18 protein-coding genes are annotated in these 15,159 nt (G+C 67.8%); 1 reads left to right on the top strand and 17 read right to left on the bottom strand.

Annotation, left to right across the window (positions count from 1 at the left end; all coding sequences use genetic code 11):
* Positions 1–23 precede the first annotated feature (23 nt).
* From GXN78_RS35020 to GXN78_RS35000, 5 genes are all read right to left on the bottom strand, one after another.
* Positions 24–458: a hypothetical protein gene (locus tag GXN78_RS35020; RefSeq protein ID WP_106555540.1), complete on the bottom strand. Its 435-nt coding sequence runs from the start codon at positions 456–458 to the stop codon at positions 24–26.
* The gene (locus tag GXN78_RS35015) at positions 442–2,058 is read right to left on the bottom strand and encodes a DUF4384 domain-containing protein (protein WP_164256214.1); all 1,617 of its coding nucleotides are present in this window, start codon (positions 2,056–2,058) and stop codon (positions 442–444) included. The genes GXN78_RS35020 and GXN78_RS35015 overlap by 17 nt, the downstream gene beginning before the upstream one ends.
* 29 nt (positions 2,059–2,087) lie before the next feature.
* Positions 2,088–2,417 (bottom strand): hypothetical protein, encoded by a 330-nt coding sequence (locus GXN78_RS35010; RefSeq protein WP_106555542.1) that lies wholly within the window; start codon positions 2,415–2,417, stop codon positions 2,088–2,090.
* Positions 2,418–2,488: 71 nt separating this feature from the next.
* A complete protein-coding gene (locus GXN78_RS35005; protein WP_106555543.1) occupies positions 2,489–3,061 on the bottom strand; it encodes a hypothetical protein in 573 nt (190 codons plus the stop codon).
* Between the two features lie 215 nt (positions 3,062–3,276).
* Entirely contained in the window at positions 3,277–3,849 is a 573-nt protein-coding gene (locus tag GXN78_RS35000) for a hypothetical protein (RefSeq protein WP_106555544.1), read from the bottom strand.
* A gap of 177 nt (positions 3,850–4,026) precedes the next feature.
* Here GXN78_RS35000 and GXN78_RS34995 point away from each other — a divergent pair, with 177 nt between their 5' ends.
* The gene (locus tag GXN78_RS34995) at positions 4,027–4,986 is read left to right on the top strand and encodes an alpha/beta hydrolase (RefSeq protein ID WP_146162992.1); all 960 of its coding nucleotides are present in this window, start codon (positions 4,027–4,029) and stop codon (positions 4,984–4,986) included.
* 5 nt (positions 4,987–4,991) lie between these two features.
* Here GXN78_RS34995 and GXN78_RS34990 read toward each other — a convergent pair whose 3' ends face one another.
* The 12 genes from GXN78_RS34990 to GXN78_RS34935 all read right to left on the bottom strand — a co-directional run bounded on the left by GXN78_RS34990 (position 4,992) and on the right by GXN78_RS34935 (position 15,159).
* Positions 4,992–5,828, bottom strand: coding sequence for a caspase family protein (locus tag GXN78_RS34990; RefSeq protein ID WP_106555546.1), 837 nt, complete (start codon positions 5,826–5,828; stop codon positions 4,992–4,994).
* 5 nt (positions 5,829–5,833) lie between these two features.
* Complete coding sequence (locus GXN78_RS34985) at positions 5,834–6,454, bottom strand: hypothetical protein (protein WP_106555547.1); 621 nt, start codon at positions 6,452–6,454, stop codon at positions 5,834–5,836.
* A gap of 289 nt (positions 6,455–6,743) precedes the next feature.
* The gene (locus tag GXN78_RS34980; protein WP_146162993.1) at positions 6,744–7,379 is read right to left on the bottom strand and encodes a sigma-70 family RNA polymerase sigma factor; all 636 of its coding nucleotides are present in this window, start codon (positions 7,377–7,379) and stop codon (positions 6,744–6,746) included.
* 44 nt (positions 7,380–7,423) lie between these two features.
* Positions 7,424–8,200 (bottom strand): ferredoxin--NADP reductase, encoded by a 777-nt coding sequence (locus GXN78_RS34975; RefSeq protein WP_106555549.1) that lies wholly within the window; start codon positions 8,198–8,200, stop codon positions 7,424–7,426.
* A gap of 12 nt (positions 8,201–8,212) precedes the next feature.
* On the bottom strand, positions 8,213–8,542 hold the full coding sequence (locus tag GXN78_RS34970; RefSeq protein WP_106555550.1) for a DUF971 domain-containing protein: 330 nt from the start codon (positions 8,540–8,542) through the stop codon (positions 8,213–8,215).
* Positions 8,539–9,408, bottom strand: coding sequence for an ABC transporter ATP-binding protein (locus tag GXN78_RS34965; protein ID WP_106555551.1), 870 nt, complete (start codon positions 9,406–9,408; stop codon positions 8,539–8,541). The genes GXN78_RS34970 and GXN78_RS34965 overlap by 4 nt, the downstream gene beginning before the upstream one ends.
* Entirely contained in the window at positions 9,405–10,394 is a 990-nt protein-coding gene (locus GXN78_RS34960) for an ABC transporter permease (RefSeq protein ID WP_106555552.1), read from the bottom strand. The genes GXN78_RS34965 and GXN78_RS34960 overlap by 4 nt, the downstream gene beginning before the upstream one ends.
* 15 nt (positions 10,395–10,409) lie before the next feature.
* Complete coding sequence (locus GXN78_RS34955) at positions 10,410–11,828, bottom strand: ABC transporter substrate-binding protein (RefSeq protein WP_106555553.1); 1,419 nt, start codon at positions 11,826–11,828, stop codon at positions 10,410–10,412.
* 42 nt (positions 11,829–11,870) lie between these two features.
* Complete coding sequence (fdxA, locus tag GXN78_RS34950; protein WP_106555554.1) at positions 11,871–12,200, bottom strand: ferredoxin FdxA; 330 nt, start codon at positions 12,198–12,200, stop codon at positions 11,871–11,873.
* A complete protein-coding gene (locus GXN78_RS34945) occupies positions 12,197–13,168 on the bottom strand; it encodes a HEAT repeat domain-containing protein (RefSeq protein ID WP_106555555.1) in 972 nt (323 codons plus the stop codon). Before GXN78_RS34945 ends, fdxA begins: the two co-directional genes overlap by 4 nt.
* A gap of 10 nt (positions 13,169–13,178) precedes the next feature.
* Entirely contained in the window at positions 13,179–13,412 is a 234-nt protein-coding gene (locus GXN78_RS34940) for a ferredoxin family protein (protein WP_106555556.1), read from the bottom strand.
* A gap of 16 nt (positions 13,413–13,428) precedes the next feature.
* Positions 13,429–15,159, bottom strand: a complete 1,731-nt coding sequence (locus tag GXN78_RS34935; protein ID WP_106555557.1) for a fumarate reductase/succinate dehydrogenase flavoprotein subunit — start codon at positions 15,157–15,159, stop codon at positions 13,429–13,431.

Genomic DNA, 15,159 nt, shown 5'->3' with positions numbered 1-15,159 from the left:
CCTGGGTGCGGCGGACGCTGGCCTCAGCGCGGCAGCGCGAGGTTGGGCTCCGGGGGGAAGGGCCGCGCCTGGCAGGTGGTCCAGCCGGAGTCGGTGACGATCATCGAGCCGCCGTTGCGATCGGTCGCCACCAGCTTCGCGCCCTGCCGTGCCTCGGGGCCCAGGGTGACCGGCCCCTCGTCGAACAGCAGGCGGCCGTACTGCCAGCAGCGCAGCCGATAGGTGCCCTGTCCCTTCTGCCTCGGTACCGGCGTCGAGGCCGGGGGCGGGGGCGCCGGCGGGAGAGCGGTCACTACGCGATCCTCGGTGGCAGCGGTGGCGGTCGCGACGCCGGCACTCGCCCCGAAGGGCAGTTGCAGGAGACCGACCACGGCGGCCAGGGCGACCCCGCTCACGGCGGCCAGGCGGATGCCGAGCCATTTCGCACGGCCAGGAAGGGATTCATTTGGCTTGGACACGGAAGTTCTCCTGGGCGAGCGTGCCGCCGCTGGCTTTGACGAAGGCGCCGCGAATCAGTTCGAGCGTGGCGCCGGGCAAGGGCTCGAAGTCGGTGCCGACCAGGGCCTGCGGCAGCGAAGCCATCACGTCGCGCTGCGTTGCGAAGCAGGAGATGGTCTCGGGCACGCCCTTCGTGTTCATCGTGAGCTGGAAGCGCATGGCGCCGGGCAGCGTGAGCGGCTGGGCCGCAGCGATGCGCGAGTCGCGGGCGAATCGGTTCGGGAAGAAGCGTATGACCTTGGACTCCTCGTCCTGCAGGTAGCAGTAGACATGCGCATCCTGCGAGGGTGCGAGGGAGAGGTTGATCGACTCCCCGCGGGCGAATCGGGTCTGCTGCTTGGGCGCCGTCACCGACAGCTTCAGCGGCGCCGTGGCTGATGCGGCCGCCGCTGCCGCCGCGGGCGAGGCGGATGCTGCGCTTGCCACCACCGGAATCGATGCGGGCGCCCCGGCCACCGTGTTTGGCGCGACGTAGCGTGCCGGCTGGTCCGGGCGCTTGATCTTGGTGTGGTCGGCGGCGAGGAAGGCGTAGAAGAACTCCTCGTTGAGCACGGCCTCGCGGCTCAGGCCCAGCGCGGCGCGGTAGTTCGCGATCGCCTCGTCGATGGCCGGGTTGAATTCGCCGTCGATCGGGCCGTCGTAGAACGCGCGCCGGCGCAGCTGGTTCTGGAAGTAGGCGATCAGCTCGATGCGGGTCGAGGCCATCGCGTGGTACCAGTCGAACATCTCGAGGCGCGTTTCGTCGTTCTTTTTCGGGTCGGTCACGCCCAGGCAGGTCCAGTAGGGGGTCTTGGTGAGCTTGCCGATGAGTTCGACCGCCGCCAGCTCGACCAGTCCGCGCAGCGCCTGCGTCTGGCCTTCGGCCTTCGCCAGGTTCATGCTGTAGTTGATGCCGAACTTGTGGTACGCGGCGTCGCCATCGATGCCGCTGCCTTGCTTCAGGATCATCACGGAGTTGCGCGAGGTGACGCCGGCGAGCACCGCCATGTCGCTGGTGGTCAGCACGCTGAGGTCGAGCGCCAGCATGCTGGAGCCCGCATCCTTGGCCGCGCCGAGGTTGATGAAGGGCGCGAAGCCGATGCCGAGGTCCTTCTGGTTCTTGACCAGGTTCTCGTCGAACTGCGAGACGGAGCCCTTGATGTCGTACAGCGGGATCGCCTGGTAGGCCGCCGCGTTCTGCGCCGAAGCGAGATAGCTGATGACGTTCGCCGTGTCCTTGCCGAAGGCGACCAGGCGCACCGCACGGCTGCGACGCGACATGTCCGACACCGACGAGATCAGCATGTCGCGCGTGCCGGCGTTCAGCTTCTTCGTTTCGTCGCTGATTTCCTCGGTCAGCATCGTGATGTCACGCACGCCGTAGTCGAGCAGCAGCGTGTCCATGCAGCGCAGTGCATGCGAGAAGCCGGTGATCGAGCGCTGGGGCCGGTCCTCGGGCCCCTTGCGGATCTCGTTGGTCTGGTCGATGGTGGGCTGCTTGACCTCGAGCGTCTGGCAACCGGCCAGGGCGGCGAGGGTGGCGGAAAGCGCGAGAAGGCGCGCGGCTTTGGGCGGTTTCATTTTCATCTCCCTTGGGCGGGACGTTGCGCTCAGCGGCACCCGCCGCGGCCGACGATGTTGATCGCGTTGGGTGCGAACACGAAAACCTCGCGCGGCGATGCGCCGATGCGCCCGCCGGTGTCGATGTTGCCGATGTTCTGACTCCCGCAGGTGCTGGAGTCCGAGGAGTTTCCCTGTGACCTTCCCTGCTCGTCGGCCTTGCGCTCCTGCGCGGCGATGCGGATCTTTTCCTTTGCGATCTTCGCGCGGAAGCGCGTGTCGACGCCCATCAGCTCCTGCCCCGCGAATGCGTGGGCGCCGGCACCCAGCGTGACGGCGGCGAGGACGATGCGGGCGGTGAGGGCGAGGCTTGCATTCATGGTGGTCTCCTGGGTGAGTAAGCGCCGGCGGAGGGAGACGCCGGCGCAAGGGAAAGAAGAAGGACGAGGTCTTACTTCGCGACGCCGACGCTCTGGTCGGCGGTGGACAGGAAGCCAGCGGCGGTGTTGACCTGCGCGGTGGCGAGCACCGTCGAGTTCGTTAGCTTGCCGCTGCCTTGCGCGCCGCCGATCTGCTGGCGCGCCGTGGACAGGAAGCCGCCGGCCACGTTGCTCACGCCGGTGGCGCCGACGAAGCTGCCCTGGACCTTGCCGTCGTCCTTCGCGAAGCCCACTTCCTGGTTTGCGGTGCTCAGGAAGCCGGCGGCGGTGTTGTTCACGCCCTGGGCGACGATGGCGGTCTGGCTGATCTGGCCGTTCTGGGTGGCGCGCGCGATGCTCTGGTTGGCCGTCGACAGGAAGCCGGCCGAGGTGTTCACGGCGCCGTTGACGATCACGGCCGTGTTGCGGATCTTGCCGTTCTGCTCGGCCACGCCGACGTTCTGGCGCGCGGTGGACAGGAAGCCGGCCGAGGTGTTGACGACGCCGGTCGAGAAGACGCCGGAGTCGGTGATCTCGCCGGCCATGGCGGCACCGAAGACGAGGCCGAGCGCGGCGAGGACGGAAAGTTTGGAAGCGGCTTTCATGGTGATTCTCCTGAAGGGTTGGCGAGGTTGGGGTGGTGGCTTGCTGTTGCTTGCCTTCCGCTCCATGGGTTGCGGCGGCTTCGCAAACGGTTCAAGCGAATTTGCGTTCGCAGCACAAGTACGGCGCCTGGGCTGCCGGAAAGAAAAGACCCGCCGGCGCGGGTGCGCGGGCGGGTCGGATCGAGCGGGGAAACCGGGCGTTGCCCGGCGGCGACTTACTTGGCAACGCCGATGCTTTGGTCGGCGGTGGACAGGAAGCCGGCGGCGGTGTTGACCGAGCCCGTGGCGATGACCGTCGAGTTCGTCAGCTTGCCGTTGCCTTGCGCGCCGCCGATCTGCTGGCGAGCCGTGGACAGGAAGCCGGCGGCCGTGTTGCTGGCGCCGTTGGCGATGACCGTCGAGTTCACGACCTCGCCGTTGTCCTTGGCGAAACCCACTTCCTGCGTGGCGGTGCTGAGGAAGCCGGCAGCCACGTTGTTCAGGCCGCTGCCGATGATCGTGCTGTTGGTGATCTTGCCGTTTTGCGTGGCGCGGCCGACGCTCTGCGTTGCCGTCGACAGGAAGCCTGCGGCGGTGTTGTTGGCGCCGTTGACGATCACGGTGCTGTTGGTGATCTTGCCGTTTTGCTCGGCCACGCCGATGTTCTGGCGCGCCGTGGACAGGAAGCCGGCCGAGGTGTTGACGGCGCCGGTGGACAGCACTGTGGAACCCGTGATTTCGCCGGCCATGGCGCCACCGAAGACGAGACCGAGGGCGACAAGGACGGAAGCTTTGCGAACGACTTGCATGATGATCTCCTGAGAGTGAGGGACTAGGGTTTGTGGTGGGGCTTGCCGATTTGCCTGCCTTCCCGCTCCATGGGTTGCGGCCGTTTCGGAAACGGTTCAAAAGATTTGCAGCCGGTTTTCCCAGAAGGGTTCGAGCCGATTTCGGGCCGGCCGCACGCCAGCGTAGGATTGCCCGCCATGCTCGACGGCGCCCCGCCTGAACCGCCTCCACACGCGCCACGCCTGACGGGCCTGCGCGGCACCTGGAACGCGCTGCGCAATCTCGGGCTGGTGAGCCTCGGCGCGCCCGCCGCCGGCGACTACGACAGCTTCACCGCCGGCGATGGCCAGGTCGTTCCCGTGTACGTGCTCGGCAAGGGCCCGCCCCTGGTGCTGGTGCATGGGGTCGGGTGCTCGCACCGCGACTGGATGCCGGTGGCGCGACGGATGGCACGGCACCATTGCGTGCTCGCCTGGGACGCGCGTGGCCACGGCAGCTGCCGGCCGGTGCGCGGCAGCATCACGCTGGCGCGGCTGGCGACCGACCTGGCCGAGATGCTCGACCACTTCGGACTGCAGCGCTCGGTGCTGGTCGGGCATTCCATGGGTGCGCTGGCGCTGATGCAGTACCTGCATGCGTATGGCACGCAGCGGGTTGCGGCGGTGGCGCTGGTCGACCAGTCGCCGCGCATCGTGACGGACGACGGCTGGCGCCTGGGGCTGTTCGGCGGCTGCAGCGCAACCATGCTGTCGGGGCTGATCGCCGGGGCGCGCCAGGATCTGGCCGAGACGCTGCTGAACGAGGTCGGCGCGATCGGAGGCGCCTGGCTCCGGCGTCAGCTGGGTGTGGAAGCGCCGCTCGGCCGCATGCTGCGCCGGCGCCTGGGGAGCATCGACATCCGGCCGCTGCTCGACCTTGCCGAGTCGATGGCGCAGGCCGACTTCCGCGCTTCGCTGTCGCGCCTCGACGCGCCGTTGCTGGTCGTGCTGGGGGCGCGCAGCCCGCACTACGCCGGCCTGCCGCTCGATGCCTGGTATCGGGATACGGTGAAGCATGCGCAGATCTCGGTGTACCCGCGGGCCGGCCATTCGCCGCATGTCAGCGAGCCGCTGCGCTTCGCGCGGGACCTGGAGCGCTTCCTGGACGACCACGCGTAGCGGGTTTACCCGCAGCGGCCCTTGTCGTCCGATTTGAAGCAGAAGTCGGCCGTCAGGCTCGAGGACTCCCAGGGCACCTGTACGCGGCCGGTGTCTTCGGCCACGCCGATGCGCACGCGCTTGAAGAGCTGCTCGATCTGCAGCCCCGGCGTCGGCAGGTTGGCCAGCAGGTGACGGGCATAGACGCTGTGCTTGCCGCTGGCGCCGTCGAGCGCCACGCCGTTGGGCGCGGTCGAGAAAGCCACCAGGGTGCCCACCGGCGCATCGAGCGTGGCCAAGCCACCCGGCGTGGCGCCGCGGAATTTCAGGCGCCGTCCGTCGGGGCCGACGATGACGCCGCCGGCGAAGGGGTTCACGCGGCAGGCGTCGAGCACCACGATGTTGATGCCGGTGCGGATGGCGCTGAGCCGGTCGACGAACTCGCCGACATCCGCGCTCTGGCGCTGGATTTCCTCTTCCGTCTGCGGGTCGGCGTCGATCGGCACCAAGTAGTTGCGGCCCCTCACCTGGACGCCGTGGCCGGCGTAGAACAGCATGCGAACCGAGGCCTTCGGGGCGCGCAGAGAAAACTCGCGCAGCGACTCGATCAGTTCCGGCAGCCGGGTGTTCTGGCGCAGGGTTACGTCGTAGCCGAGGCCGCGCAGCGCCCCCGCGACGGCGGTGGCGTCGCCGGTCGGATTTTTCAGCGGGGCGGCGCGGTATGCGCCGTTGCCGATCACCAGGGCGATGCGCGACTCGGCGTTGTTGGCGTTGGCAGGCCCGCTCATGACGGGCGCCAAAGGCAGCGCCGCGGCGCCCAATGCGCAGCGCAGCAGCATACGGCGGGTGGGCAGCGGGGCCATGGCGTTTACTCCCGAGGCGGCACGCCGGGTGACAGCGAGGCGGTCTGAACGATCGGGGCGGCCTGCACCTTGGCGAGCGCCGCCGATTCGGTGCCGGCCGGCACGCGCAGGTAGTAGTCGCCGAGCTGGCCCGGGCCGCCGGCCAGCTCGCCCTGGATCTGGACCATCAGCAGGCGGATGTCGGCCTCCTTGGCGTCGGGTGCGAAGCTGATCTTCAGCATCGGCGCTTCGGTGACGCGCACGGCGTTCAGTGCGCGGATCTCGTTCTCGCTCTCCCGGACGTTGCCCAGCAGGTTCAGGATCACGCCGCCCTGCACGGCCACCAGCGCCAGCCCGGCCATCGCGAAGCTCGGGCGCATGCCGAAGTTGCCGAAGAAGGCGCCGATGCGCTCGGCCAGGGTCGGGCGGTCGCCCTGGATCAGGCGCATGGCGCGCGCCAGGCCGATCGTTGCCGGCACGGCCGGCGCGTTTTCCCTAACGCGCATCTGCAGGGAGCGGTACCAGTCCAGCTCGCTGCGGGCCTCGGGGTTCTGTGCCAGGTAGGCGTCGACCCAGGCCCGGTCTTCGGTCCCCAGCGAGCCGTTGGCGTACCAGGGGAGCAGTTCTTCGAAGCGTTTGTTGTTCATGATGCCTGTGCTCCCGCGGCAAAGGTCGCAGCCTTGCGGTGCGGCAACGATGAAAAGATCTCGATCATGGTGACCACCAAGAATCCTTCGGCTCCCAGGAGCCCGTGACTGACCCGATCGTTGTCCATGCCAGCGGCGACTGTGGCGAGAACACGCAATATAGTGCTCAACCCACCGCAGCGAGACCCCGATCTACCTGCACGGGACTTTCCCGTGTGGCCTCTGGGTTGCACGAGCTCGGCGGATGGTTCAGATTATTTTTGCGCGCATGTCAGGGGCACCGCAAGCTTCAGGAGGCGAGGGCGCCCTTGGCGTTGGCGGCACCTCCTTCGCTACGCAGCAGGGACTCCAGGCATTTCTTGATCTTCTGCCGGGCGTGGAAGAGGCGCGTCTTGACGGTGCCCTCGGGGCAGTTCTGGATTTCGGCCACTTCGGCCAGGCCCATGCCCTCGTAGAACACCAGGTGCATGCATTCGCGGTGCTCGTCCGAGAGCTTGCCCATGCAGTGCTGCACGCCTTCGCGCCGTTGCTTGCCGGCCAGCTCGGCGTAGCCGTCGGGCGTGTCCGAGGCGGTGGTCTCTGCGATGTCGTCGAGGTCCGCATGCACCTCGTCGGGCCGGCGCGCCCGGTAGACCATCAGCGCCTTTCGGCGCGCGATCCCGATGAGCCAGGTGGAGAACTGCGAGTCGCCGCGAAAGCGCTCGGGGTGCCGCCAGACCTCGTAGAGCGTGTCCACCACGACCTCCTCGGCCCGCGCGTGGTCGTTCAGCATGTTGAGGACGTAGGCGTAAACCCTTTGGCTGAACGCCTTGTACAGCTGGCGAAACGCCGCCTGGTCTTCGCGGCCGATGCGTACGAGCAGCTGATTGACCTCGTCGTTGTCCATGCGGGCAGTGGCGGTGCGGTGGCAGTGACGGTAACGCAATATAACGTTTCTGACCTGCGCGCAGCGCGTCGGCGATGGACACGCTATTTCTCGACGAAGGCGCGCTCGATCACGTAGTCGCCCGGCTCGCCCTGGCGCGGGCTGATATGGAAGCCGCGCGCATCGAGCAGCTTGCAACTGTCGGCCAGCATCGCGGCGCTGCCGCAGATCATGGCGCGGTCGACCGCGGGGTCGAGCGGCGGCAGCCCGATGTCGCCGAACAGCCGGCCCGATTCGATGATCTCGGTGAGCCGGCCCTGGTGGCGGAAGGGCTCGCGGGTGACGGTGGGGTAGTAGACCAGCTTGTCGCGCACCGTCTCGCCGATGTACTCGTTGTTCGGCAGCTCGTGCTCGATGAAGCGTGCGTAGGCCAGCTCGCTGACCTGCCGCACGCCGTGGATCAGCACCACCTTCTCGAAGCGCTCGTAGGTCTCGGGGTCCTGAATGATGCTGATGAACGGCGCCAGGCCGGTGCCTGTGGACAGCAGGTAGAGGTGCCGGCCGGGCCGCAGGTCGTCCAGCACCAGGCTGCCGACCGGCTTGCGCCCGACGATCACCTCGTCGCCCGGTCGCAGGTGCTGCAGGCGCGAAGTCAGCGGCCCGTTGGACACCTTGATGCTGAAGAACTCGAGATGCTCGTCGTGGTTCGCGCTCGCGACGCTGTAGGCGCGCATCAGCGGCTTGCCTTCGACCGGCAAGCCGAGCATCACGAAGTGCCCGTTGCGGAAACGCAATCCGGGGTCGCGCGTGGTGCGAAACGAGAAGAGCGTGTCGTTCCAGTGGTGGACATGCAGCACGCGTTCGGTGGCGAGTTGGGACATGGGAACGGGGGGTCAGGAAGTTGCGGAAAGGCCGAGCTCGCGCAGATAGGCCCAGGGAAAGATGCCGCGCCCGTGCCCGTCGGAGAACACGAGGTTCAGGCCCTTGTCCGACACGGCGTGGATCGCCGCGAGGCGGATCGACGACGCAGCTTCGGGATGGCTGCCACGCTCGCGGTACGACTGTTCGCAGGCCGCGCAACGGCAGCGGGCGCGCAGCAGCCCGTGCGCCAGCCGGCTCGCGCTCCCGTCCTGCCAGCGCAGCTCGAGCACGCCGCTGGCCTGGTGGTCGACGATGTCGATGGGGAAGGGATGAGCCTCCAGCGAGGGCGGCGCTTCGCTCATGTCAGCGCCTTCATCCCGTCGCGGCCGAAGTGGTGGTCCATGCCCTGCAGCCCGCCGCTGCCGAGCTCGCCGCCCATGGCGGCCAGGCTCTCTTCGCGGATCAAGGCCTTGAGCTGCCGCACGAGCGCCTGGAAGGTGGGCGAAGCCGTCATCTCCGGCGTGCGCGGGCGCGGCAGCGGAATGGGAACCTCGGCCTTGATGCGCCCCGGGCGCGCCGTCATCACGTAGACCTTCTCGGAGAGAAAGATCGCCTCCTCGATGTCGTGGGTGATGAACAGCACCGACAGCTGCAGCTGTTGCCACATGTTGGTGAGGATTTCCTGCATCACCGCGCGGGTCTGCGAATCGAGCGCGCCGAAAGGCTCGTCCATCAGCAGCACCTGCGGGCTGGTCGCCAGCGCGCGCACGATCCCCACGCGCTGCTTCATGCCGCCCGACAGCTGGTCGGGGTAGTGGTTCTCGAACGAGAGCAGGCCGGTCATGCCGAGCAGCGAGCGCGCGGCCGACTCGCGCTGGTTCTGGCCCAGGCCCTGCATCTTCAGCCCGAACTCGACGTTCTTGCGCACGGTCATCCAGGGGAACAGGGAATACTGCTGGAACACCACGCCGCGGTCCGCACCGGGTCCGCCGATGGGCTTGTCGTCGAGCAGGGCTTCGCCGTCGCTGGGCCGAATGAAGCCGGCCACGATGTTCAGCAGCGTGGACTTGCCGCAGCCCGACGGGCCGATGACGCTGACGAACTCGCCGGGCTTGACTTCCAGCGACACGCGGCTCGCGGCTTCGGTCATCTGGCCCTTCGTGCCGAAGCGCACCGACACGTCGCGGATCTGCACATGCCCCTTGCGGGCGCTGTCAGCGGCGCTCATGGATTGCTCCCGGCGCGCGCGCCATAGCTCAGCCACGGCATCATCGATTTCCCGACGAAGCGGATCAGTCCGCTGCACAGCAGGCCCAGCACGCCGATGGTGATCATGCCCAGCACGATCTCGGGGTACGAGATCAGCGAGTAAGCCTCCCAGGTGAAGTAGCCGATGCCGAACTGGCCGGAGATCATCTCCGCGGCGATCAGCGAGACCCAGGCCACCCCCATGCCCACGGCCAAGCCGGTGAAGATCTGCGGCGCCGCGCCGGGAAGCACCACGTACCACATGATCTGACGCTCGCGCGCGCCCAGGCACTGGCTCGCGCGCAGCAGCACGCCGTCCACCGCCTGCACGCCGCTGATGGTGTTCAGCAGGATCGGGAAGAACGCGCCGATGAAGGTGATGAAGACGATGCTCACCTCGTTGTCGGGCCACAGCATGATGGAGATGGGCACCCAGGCGATCGCCGGGATGGGGCGGAAGACTTCCATCGCCGGAAACAGGAAGCCGCGCGTCAGCCGGTAGCGGCCGATGAGCAGGCCCAGCGCCACGCCGAGCACCGTGGCGATCGCGAAGCCGAGAAAGATGCGCCGCAGGCTCACGCTCACGTTCTTGATGAACTTCGGCGAGCCGTTGACTTCGATCACCTTGGCGAGCACCTCCATCGGCGTCGGGATGTTGGTGAAGCGCACGTAGAAGTCCAGCCGGTAGGTGGTGGCGAGATGCCAGAAGAGCACGATGCCCAGGAGCGAGCAGGCCCCCATCAAATAGGCGGGCGCATGCTGGCGAACGGCCTGCCAGCCGCGCTCGGCGGGGCTCAGCGCCACCGTGGCCGACGGCGGGACGGGCAGCGGGCGCAGGATCTCATCGGGGCGGGCCAGACCGCGTGCGGGCGCAGCCTGCGCGAGATCGCCGGGCACCGGTACTTCATGGCCCGCCAGTTCATGGGCCGGCACTTCATGGAACAGGCGTTGCGTGGCAGTGGACATCGTGGGCCTTCCGGTTCAGAGGCCGGCCGCGGCAAGCGCTTCGGTGTAGGTGGCCAGCTTGCCGCCGATGGCAGCCGCCTCGGCCTGCGCATCCTTGCGGAGCAGGAAGGGCACGATCTGGGGCTTGCGCGGATCGCTGGTGCTCACCGCGTAGAAGGCCTTGTCGGCAAACAGCTTGATGCCCAGCGTCTTGTCGTTGAGATAGGCGACCCTGACTTTTCTGTTCTCGCCCTGGGCCTTGTTGATCGCGGCCAGGGTGCAGGCCGGCGAGGCGTAGGCGGCGATCGGCGCGCCCTCGATCCAGACCTCGCCGGCTTCCTTCGGGCGCGTGATGGGGGTCTTGCACAGCGCGTCGGTGCCGCTGATGTCGTAGTTGGCGAGCGTCTGCTTCTGCGCGTCGTAGTCGAGCTTCAGCTCCTTGTAGGCCTGCCGCACGTAGCTCTCGTCGACCCAGGCGTTGATGTCGAGCGGCTTGACGCGGTTCAGGCGGGTGAGCACCTCGTGGCCGGTCTTGATGGTCTCCAGCCACCGCGGCTTGATGGTCGGATCGAGCGTGTGGATGCCGCCGGGGCCCAGGTAGAGGTAGGCCACTTCCTTTTCGATCCGCGTCCACTCCTCGATCTTCGCGGCGGCGGCCGTCGGGTTGCTGCGCACCCAGGTGTTGGCCTCGATCAGCGCCTTGATGTAGGCGACCACCACCTCGGGGTATTCGGCCGCGAAGTCCTTGCGCACCACCACGCCGTGGAAGGTGGGCACCTTGGTCTCGGCGCCGTCGAAGATCTTGCGGGCGAAGCCGCGGTAGGGCAGCAGGTCGGCAAAGGGAACGAAATCGGCGTGCGCTTCGATCTTCTTTTCCTGCAGGTTGGTCGTGCCGACCTCGGGGCTCTGGCTCACGAGGTTCCAGTAGTCGTCCTTCCAGCCGCGGGTCTGCATGGCTTGCAGCACCATGCCGTGGGCCGCCGAGCCGAAGGGCACCGAGATCAGCTTGCCCTTGAGATCGGCCAGGTCGTAGTAGGGCGAATCCTTGTGCACCACCACGCCGTTGCCCGAGCCGAAGGCGTTGTACGCAATGATGGCGACGAGCAGCGTTTCGTTGCCCGGCTGCGCCTGGCCGGTGGCGCCGTTCACCAGCAGCGGGTAGTCGCCCATCATGCCGATGTGCAGCTTCTTGGCCATCATGCCGTTGGTGATCGGCGGGCCGGAGGTGAAGTTCTGCCAGTCGAGCTTGAAGTCGATGTCCTTGTACTTGCCGGCCTTGGGCAGGTACTTCTCGATGAGCTTCATTTCCTTGAGCACGACGCCGCCGGTGACGGTGTTCGTCGTCGTGTTCTGCGTGCCGATGCCGATGACCACTTCCTGCCGCGCCAGGGCCGGCAGGGCAACGGTCAGGGCGAGCGCCAGGACCGCGCCGATTCGCAAGATGAGGTGCTTCATGGACTGGTTCTCCGTGGGGTTTGGAAGAGGGGTTCGATGGGCTCAGGCGGGTTCTGAAAGATGGTCGAGCTTGCTGCTCACCGAGGCCCACTGCTCGGCATCCGGCAAGGGCTCGCGCGCCTGGCTGATGACGGGCCATTGCGCGGCATAGCGGGCGTTCATCTCGACGAAGTGCTCCTGACCCGCAGGAACGCCGGTGTCCGCAACGATCGCGCCGACCGGGCACTCGGGCGCGCAGACGGCGCAGTCGATGCACACGTCCGGGTCGATCACCAGGAAGTTCGGCCCCTCGTGAAAGCAGTCGACCGGGCAGACGCTCACGCAGTCGGTGTACTTGCAGCGGATGCAGGCTTCGGTGACGACGAAGGTCATGACGAAGCTCCCTCGCGCCTGGCCTTCTGTGCCAGGCCGATGGCCGTCAACGCCAGGCGCGCCAGCTTGCGCACGTCCGGATCGGGGTCGGCGAGCGCGGCCTCCAGCGGCGCGATGGCGCGCGTATCGCCGATCTCGCCCAGGGCGATCACCGCCTCCTTGCGCAGGTTGCTGATGGTGTGCGCGAGCGACGCCACCAGCGAAGGCAGGCCGGCCTCGGCCTTGAGCAGGCCCAGGCTGCGCGCGGCCTTGACGCGCACCTGCCAGTAGTCGTCCTGCATCGCATGCACGAGTTCGGGGATGGCCGGCGACAGGCGCAGCTTGCCGATGGTCTGCGCCGCTTCCTCGCGCACCATCCATCCGCCGTCGGCGAGGGCGCGCGTCAGGGCCGGCAGCACGCTGACGGTGCTGGCGTAGCCGAGGGCGCCCACCGCGATGCGGCGCACCTCGATGTCGGGGTCGTTGGCCGCCACTTCGGCGAGGTCGCCGATGGCTGCCGGGTCCTTGAGGTAGCCGAGCACGCCGACCGCCTCGCGGCGCACGGCCGCATCGGGGTCGCGCAGCGAATGCATGGCGGGCTCGAAGGCCTGCGGCGAGCGCAGCGCGCGAATGGCATGGAAGGCGAGGGCGCGCACTTCGGCGCCGGCGTCGAGCAGCAGCGGCAGCAGGGGCGCGGCCGACGCGCCCTCCTTCAGTTCGGCGAGCACGGCCCCGGCCGCCTTGCGCACCTCGGCGTCGGCGTCGAGCAGCATCGGCGCCAGCGCCTGCACGACCTCGGTCTGCTCGAAGCCTTCGAGCGCCCGCACGGCCTCCGCGCGCACCAGCGCGTCGCTGTCGGCCAGGCGCGGCAGCAGCAGCGGCACGATGTCGTCCTCGTCGCTGTAGGGCAGGTCGATCACCGCCAGGCGCCGCACGGCGGCGTCGGCATCGGCCAGTCTTTCGGCGAAGCTGTTGAGTCCGGTTTCCATGGCGGCCCCTTCAGCGCAGCAGGTAGGGGATGTCGACGCTGATCGCGCCCGTCGGGCAGTCCTGCTCGCAGGGCAGGCAGTACCAGCACTCGTCGAACTTCATGTAGGCCTTCTTCGTCAACATGTCGATGGCCAGCACGTCGAGCGGGCAGACGTCGACGCAGACGGTGCAGCCCTTCTCGGCGATGCATTTGGATTCGTCCACGCGGACGGGGACCTGGGTGAGGGTGGCGGCGGTGGTCATTCGTGGGGCTCCTGGTTCAAGCGGCCTCGGCGCTGCTCGCGACGCGCAGGCGCTGGTAGGCGGTTCGTTCTTCGTCGTCGACCGGCACGATGTAGGGCTCGATCGCCTTCTTGCGCAGCGCCATCCGGCCCTGCGGGTCGCGGCTGAGCAGCGAGTGGCAGAACCAGTTCTCGTCGTCGCGCTCGGGGTGGTCGACGTAGTTGTGATACAGGCCCCAGCGGCTCTCGGTTCGGAACATCGAGGCGTGTGCGGCCATCTCCGCGCAGTCCAGGATGGAGTGCGCCTCCATCGCCCGCATCAGCTCGTGCGCATCGCCGGCCGACATCGATTCCATGTCTTCGCGGATCTCCGCAAAGCGGCGCAGGCCGATCTCGTACTTGCTGGTGATCTTCGGCGGCTGCAGGTAGTCGTTGACCAGGCGGCGTGTCTTGAACTCGATCTGGTGCGGCGTGAGCCCGCCGCTGCGCTGCAGCGGTGCCAGGATGCGGGCGCTCTCGGCCGCCTGTGCGCCGGCATCCGGCGTCGCGTGGCCGACCTCGGCGCAATAAGCCGCGGCGTTCTCGCCGCACAGCTTGCCGTAGACGAAGGCCCCGAGCATGTAGTTGTGCGGCACGCTGGCGCAGTCGCCGGCCGCGTAGAGGCCCTTCACCGAGGTCTCGCCGCGGGCGTTGATGTGGATGCCCGATGCGCTGTGCCCGCTGCAGAAGCCGATCTCCGAGATGTGCATCTCGACCATCTGCTTGCGGTAGTCGTTGCCGCGCTTCTCGTGGAAGCGCCCCCGGCTCGGGCGCTCGTTGCTGTGCAGGATGGTCTCGATCTCCTGGATCGTTTCCTCGGCCAGGTGGTCGAGCTTCAGGAACACCGGTCCGTTGCCGCTCAGCAGTTCGTTGTAGAACTCCTGCATCATCGCCCCGCTCCAGTAGTCGCATTCGATGAAGCGCTCTCCCTTGGAGTTGGCCGTGTAGCCGCCCAGCGGCCCGGTGACGTAGGCGCAGGCGGGGCCGTTGTAGTCCTTGATCAGCGGGTTGATCTGGAAGCATTCCAGGTTGGCCAGGTCGGCGCCGGCGTGATAGGCCATCGCATGGCCGTCGCCGCAGTTGGTCGGGTTCTCGTAGGTGCCCATCAGGTAGCCCGATGCGGGCAGGCCGAGACGGCCGGCGGCGCCGGTACAGATCACCGCCGCCTTGGTGCGAATCACGTAGAGCTCGGCGGTGCGGCAGTCGAAGCCCATCACCGCGGCGACCTCGCCGTCCGGCCCGGTCAGCACGCGGGTCACGACCACTCGGTTGGTGATCTCCACCCGCGCGCGCTTCAACTGCCGGTAGAGGATGCGCTTCATGTGATGGCCCTCGGGCATCGGCAGCACGTAGGCGCCCAGGTGGTGAACCTTGCGCACCGAGTAGTCGCCGGTCTCGTCCTTCTCGAACTTGACGCCCCAGCGGTCCAGCTCCTGGATCATGTCGAAGCTGCCCGCGGCGTAGGCCATGACGGCCTCCTGGTCGACGATGCCGTCGTTGGCCACGGTGATCTCCTTGACGTACTGCTCGGGCGTCGCATGTCCCGGGATGACGGCGTTGTTCAGGCCGTCCATGCCCATCGAGATCGCACCGCTGCGCTTCACGTTGGCCTTGTCGATCAGCAGCACGCGCAGCTTCGGGTTGCGCTCCTTGGCCTTCACCGCGGCCATCGGCCCGCCGGTGCCGCCGCCGATGACGACGAGGTCGAATTCCATGTCGATAGTCTTCAT

The organism is Variovorax sp. WS11, from assembly GCF_010499245.1.
Classification (GTDB): Bacteria; Pseudomonadota; Gammaproteobacteria; order Burkholderiales; family Burkholderiaceae_C; genus Variovorax.
This window is presented reverse-complemented; position numbering and strand designations above follow the sequence as displayed.

Excerpts from the sequence above, each read along its gene's own strand:
- GXN78_RS34955 (WP_106555553.1), bottom strand. The coding sequence starts at position 11,828 with ATGAAGCACCTCATCTTGCGAATCGGCGCGGTCCTGGCGCTCGCCCTG.
- GXN78_RS34935 (WP_106555557.1), bottom strand. The coding sequence starts at position 15,159 with ATGAAGACTATCGACATGGAATTCGACCTCGTCGTCATCGGCGGCGGC.
- GXN78_RS34960 (WP_106555552.1), bottom strand. The coding sequence starts at position 10,394 with ATGTCCACTGCCACGCAACGCCTGTTCCATGAAGTGCCGGCCCATGAA.
- GXN78_RS34945 (WP_106555555.1), bottom strand. The coding sequence starts at position 13,168 with ATGGAAACCGGACTCAACAGCTTCGCCGAAAGACTGGCCGATGCCGAC.
- GXN78_RS34990 (WP_106555546.1), bottom strand. The coding sequence starts at position 5,828 with ATGGCCCCGCTGCCCACCCGCCGTATGCTGCTGCGCTGCGCATTGGGC.
- GXN78_RS35000 (WP_106555544.1), bottom strand. The coding sequence starts at position 3,849 with ATGCAAGTCGTTCGCAAAGCTTCCGTCCTTGTCGCCCTCGGTCTCGTC.
- GXN78_RS34970 (WP_106555550.1), bottom strand. The coding sequence starts at position 8,542 with ATGAGCGAAGCGCCGCCCTCGCTGGAGGCTCATCCCTTCCCCATCGAC.
- GXN78_RS35015 (WP_164256214.1), bottom strand. The coding sequence starts at position 2,058 with ATGAAACCGCCCAAAGCCGCGCGCCTTCTCGCGCTTTCCGCCACCCTC.
- GXN78_RS34985 (WP_106555547.1), bottom strand. The coding sequence starts at position 6,454 with ATGAACAACAAACGCTTCGAAGAACTGCTCCCCTGGTACGCCAACGGC.
- fdxA (WP_106555554.1), bottom strand. The coding sequence starts at position 12,200 with ATGACCTTCGTCGTCACCGAAGCCTGCATCCGCTGCAAGTACACCGAC.
- GXN78_RS35005 (WP_106555543.1), bottom strand. The coding sequence starts at position 3,061 with ATGAAAGCCGCTTCCAAACTTTCCGTCCTCGCCGCGCTCGGCCTCGTC.
- GXN78_RS34940 (WP_106555556.1), bottom strand. The coding sequence starts at position 13,412 with ATGACCACCGCCGCCACCCTCACCCAGGTCCCCGTCCGCGTGGACGAA.
- GXN78_RS34975 (WP_106555549.1), bottom strand. The coding sequence starts at position 8,200 with ATGTCCCAACTCGCCACCGAACGCGTGCTGCATGTCCACCACTGGAAC.
- GXN78_RS34995 (WP_146162992.1), top strand. The coding sequence starts at position 4,027 with ATGCTCGACGGCGCCCCGCCTGAACCGCCTCCACACGCGCCACGCCTG.
- GXN78_RS35010 (WP_106555542.1), bottom strand. The coding sequence starts at position 2,417 with ATGAATGCAAGCCTCGCCCTCACCGCCCGCATCGTCCTCGCCGCCGTC.
- GXN78_RS34965 (WP_106555551.1), bottom strand. The coding sequence starts at position 9,408 with ATGAGCGCCGCTGACAGCGCCCGCAAGGGGCATGTGCAGATCCGCGAC.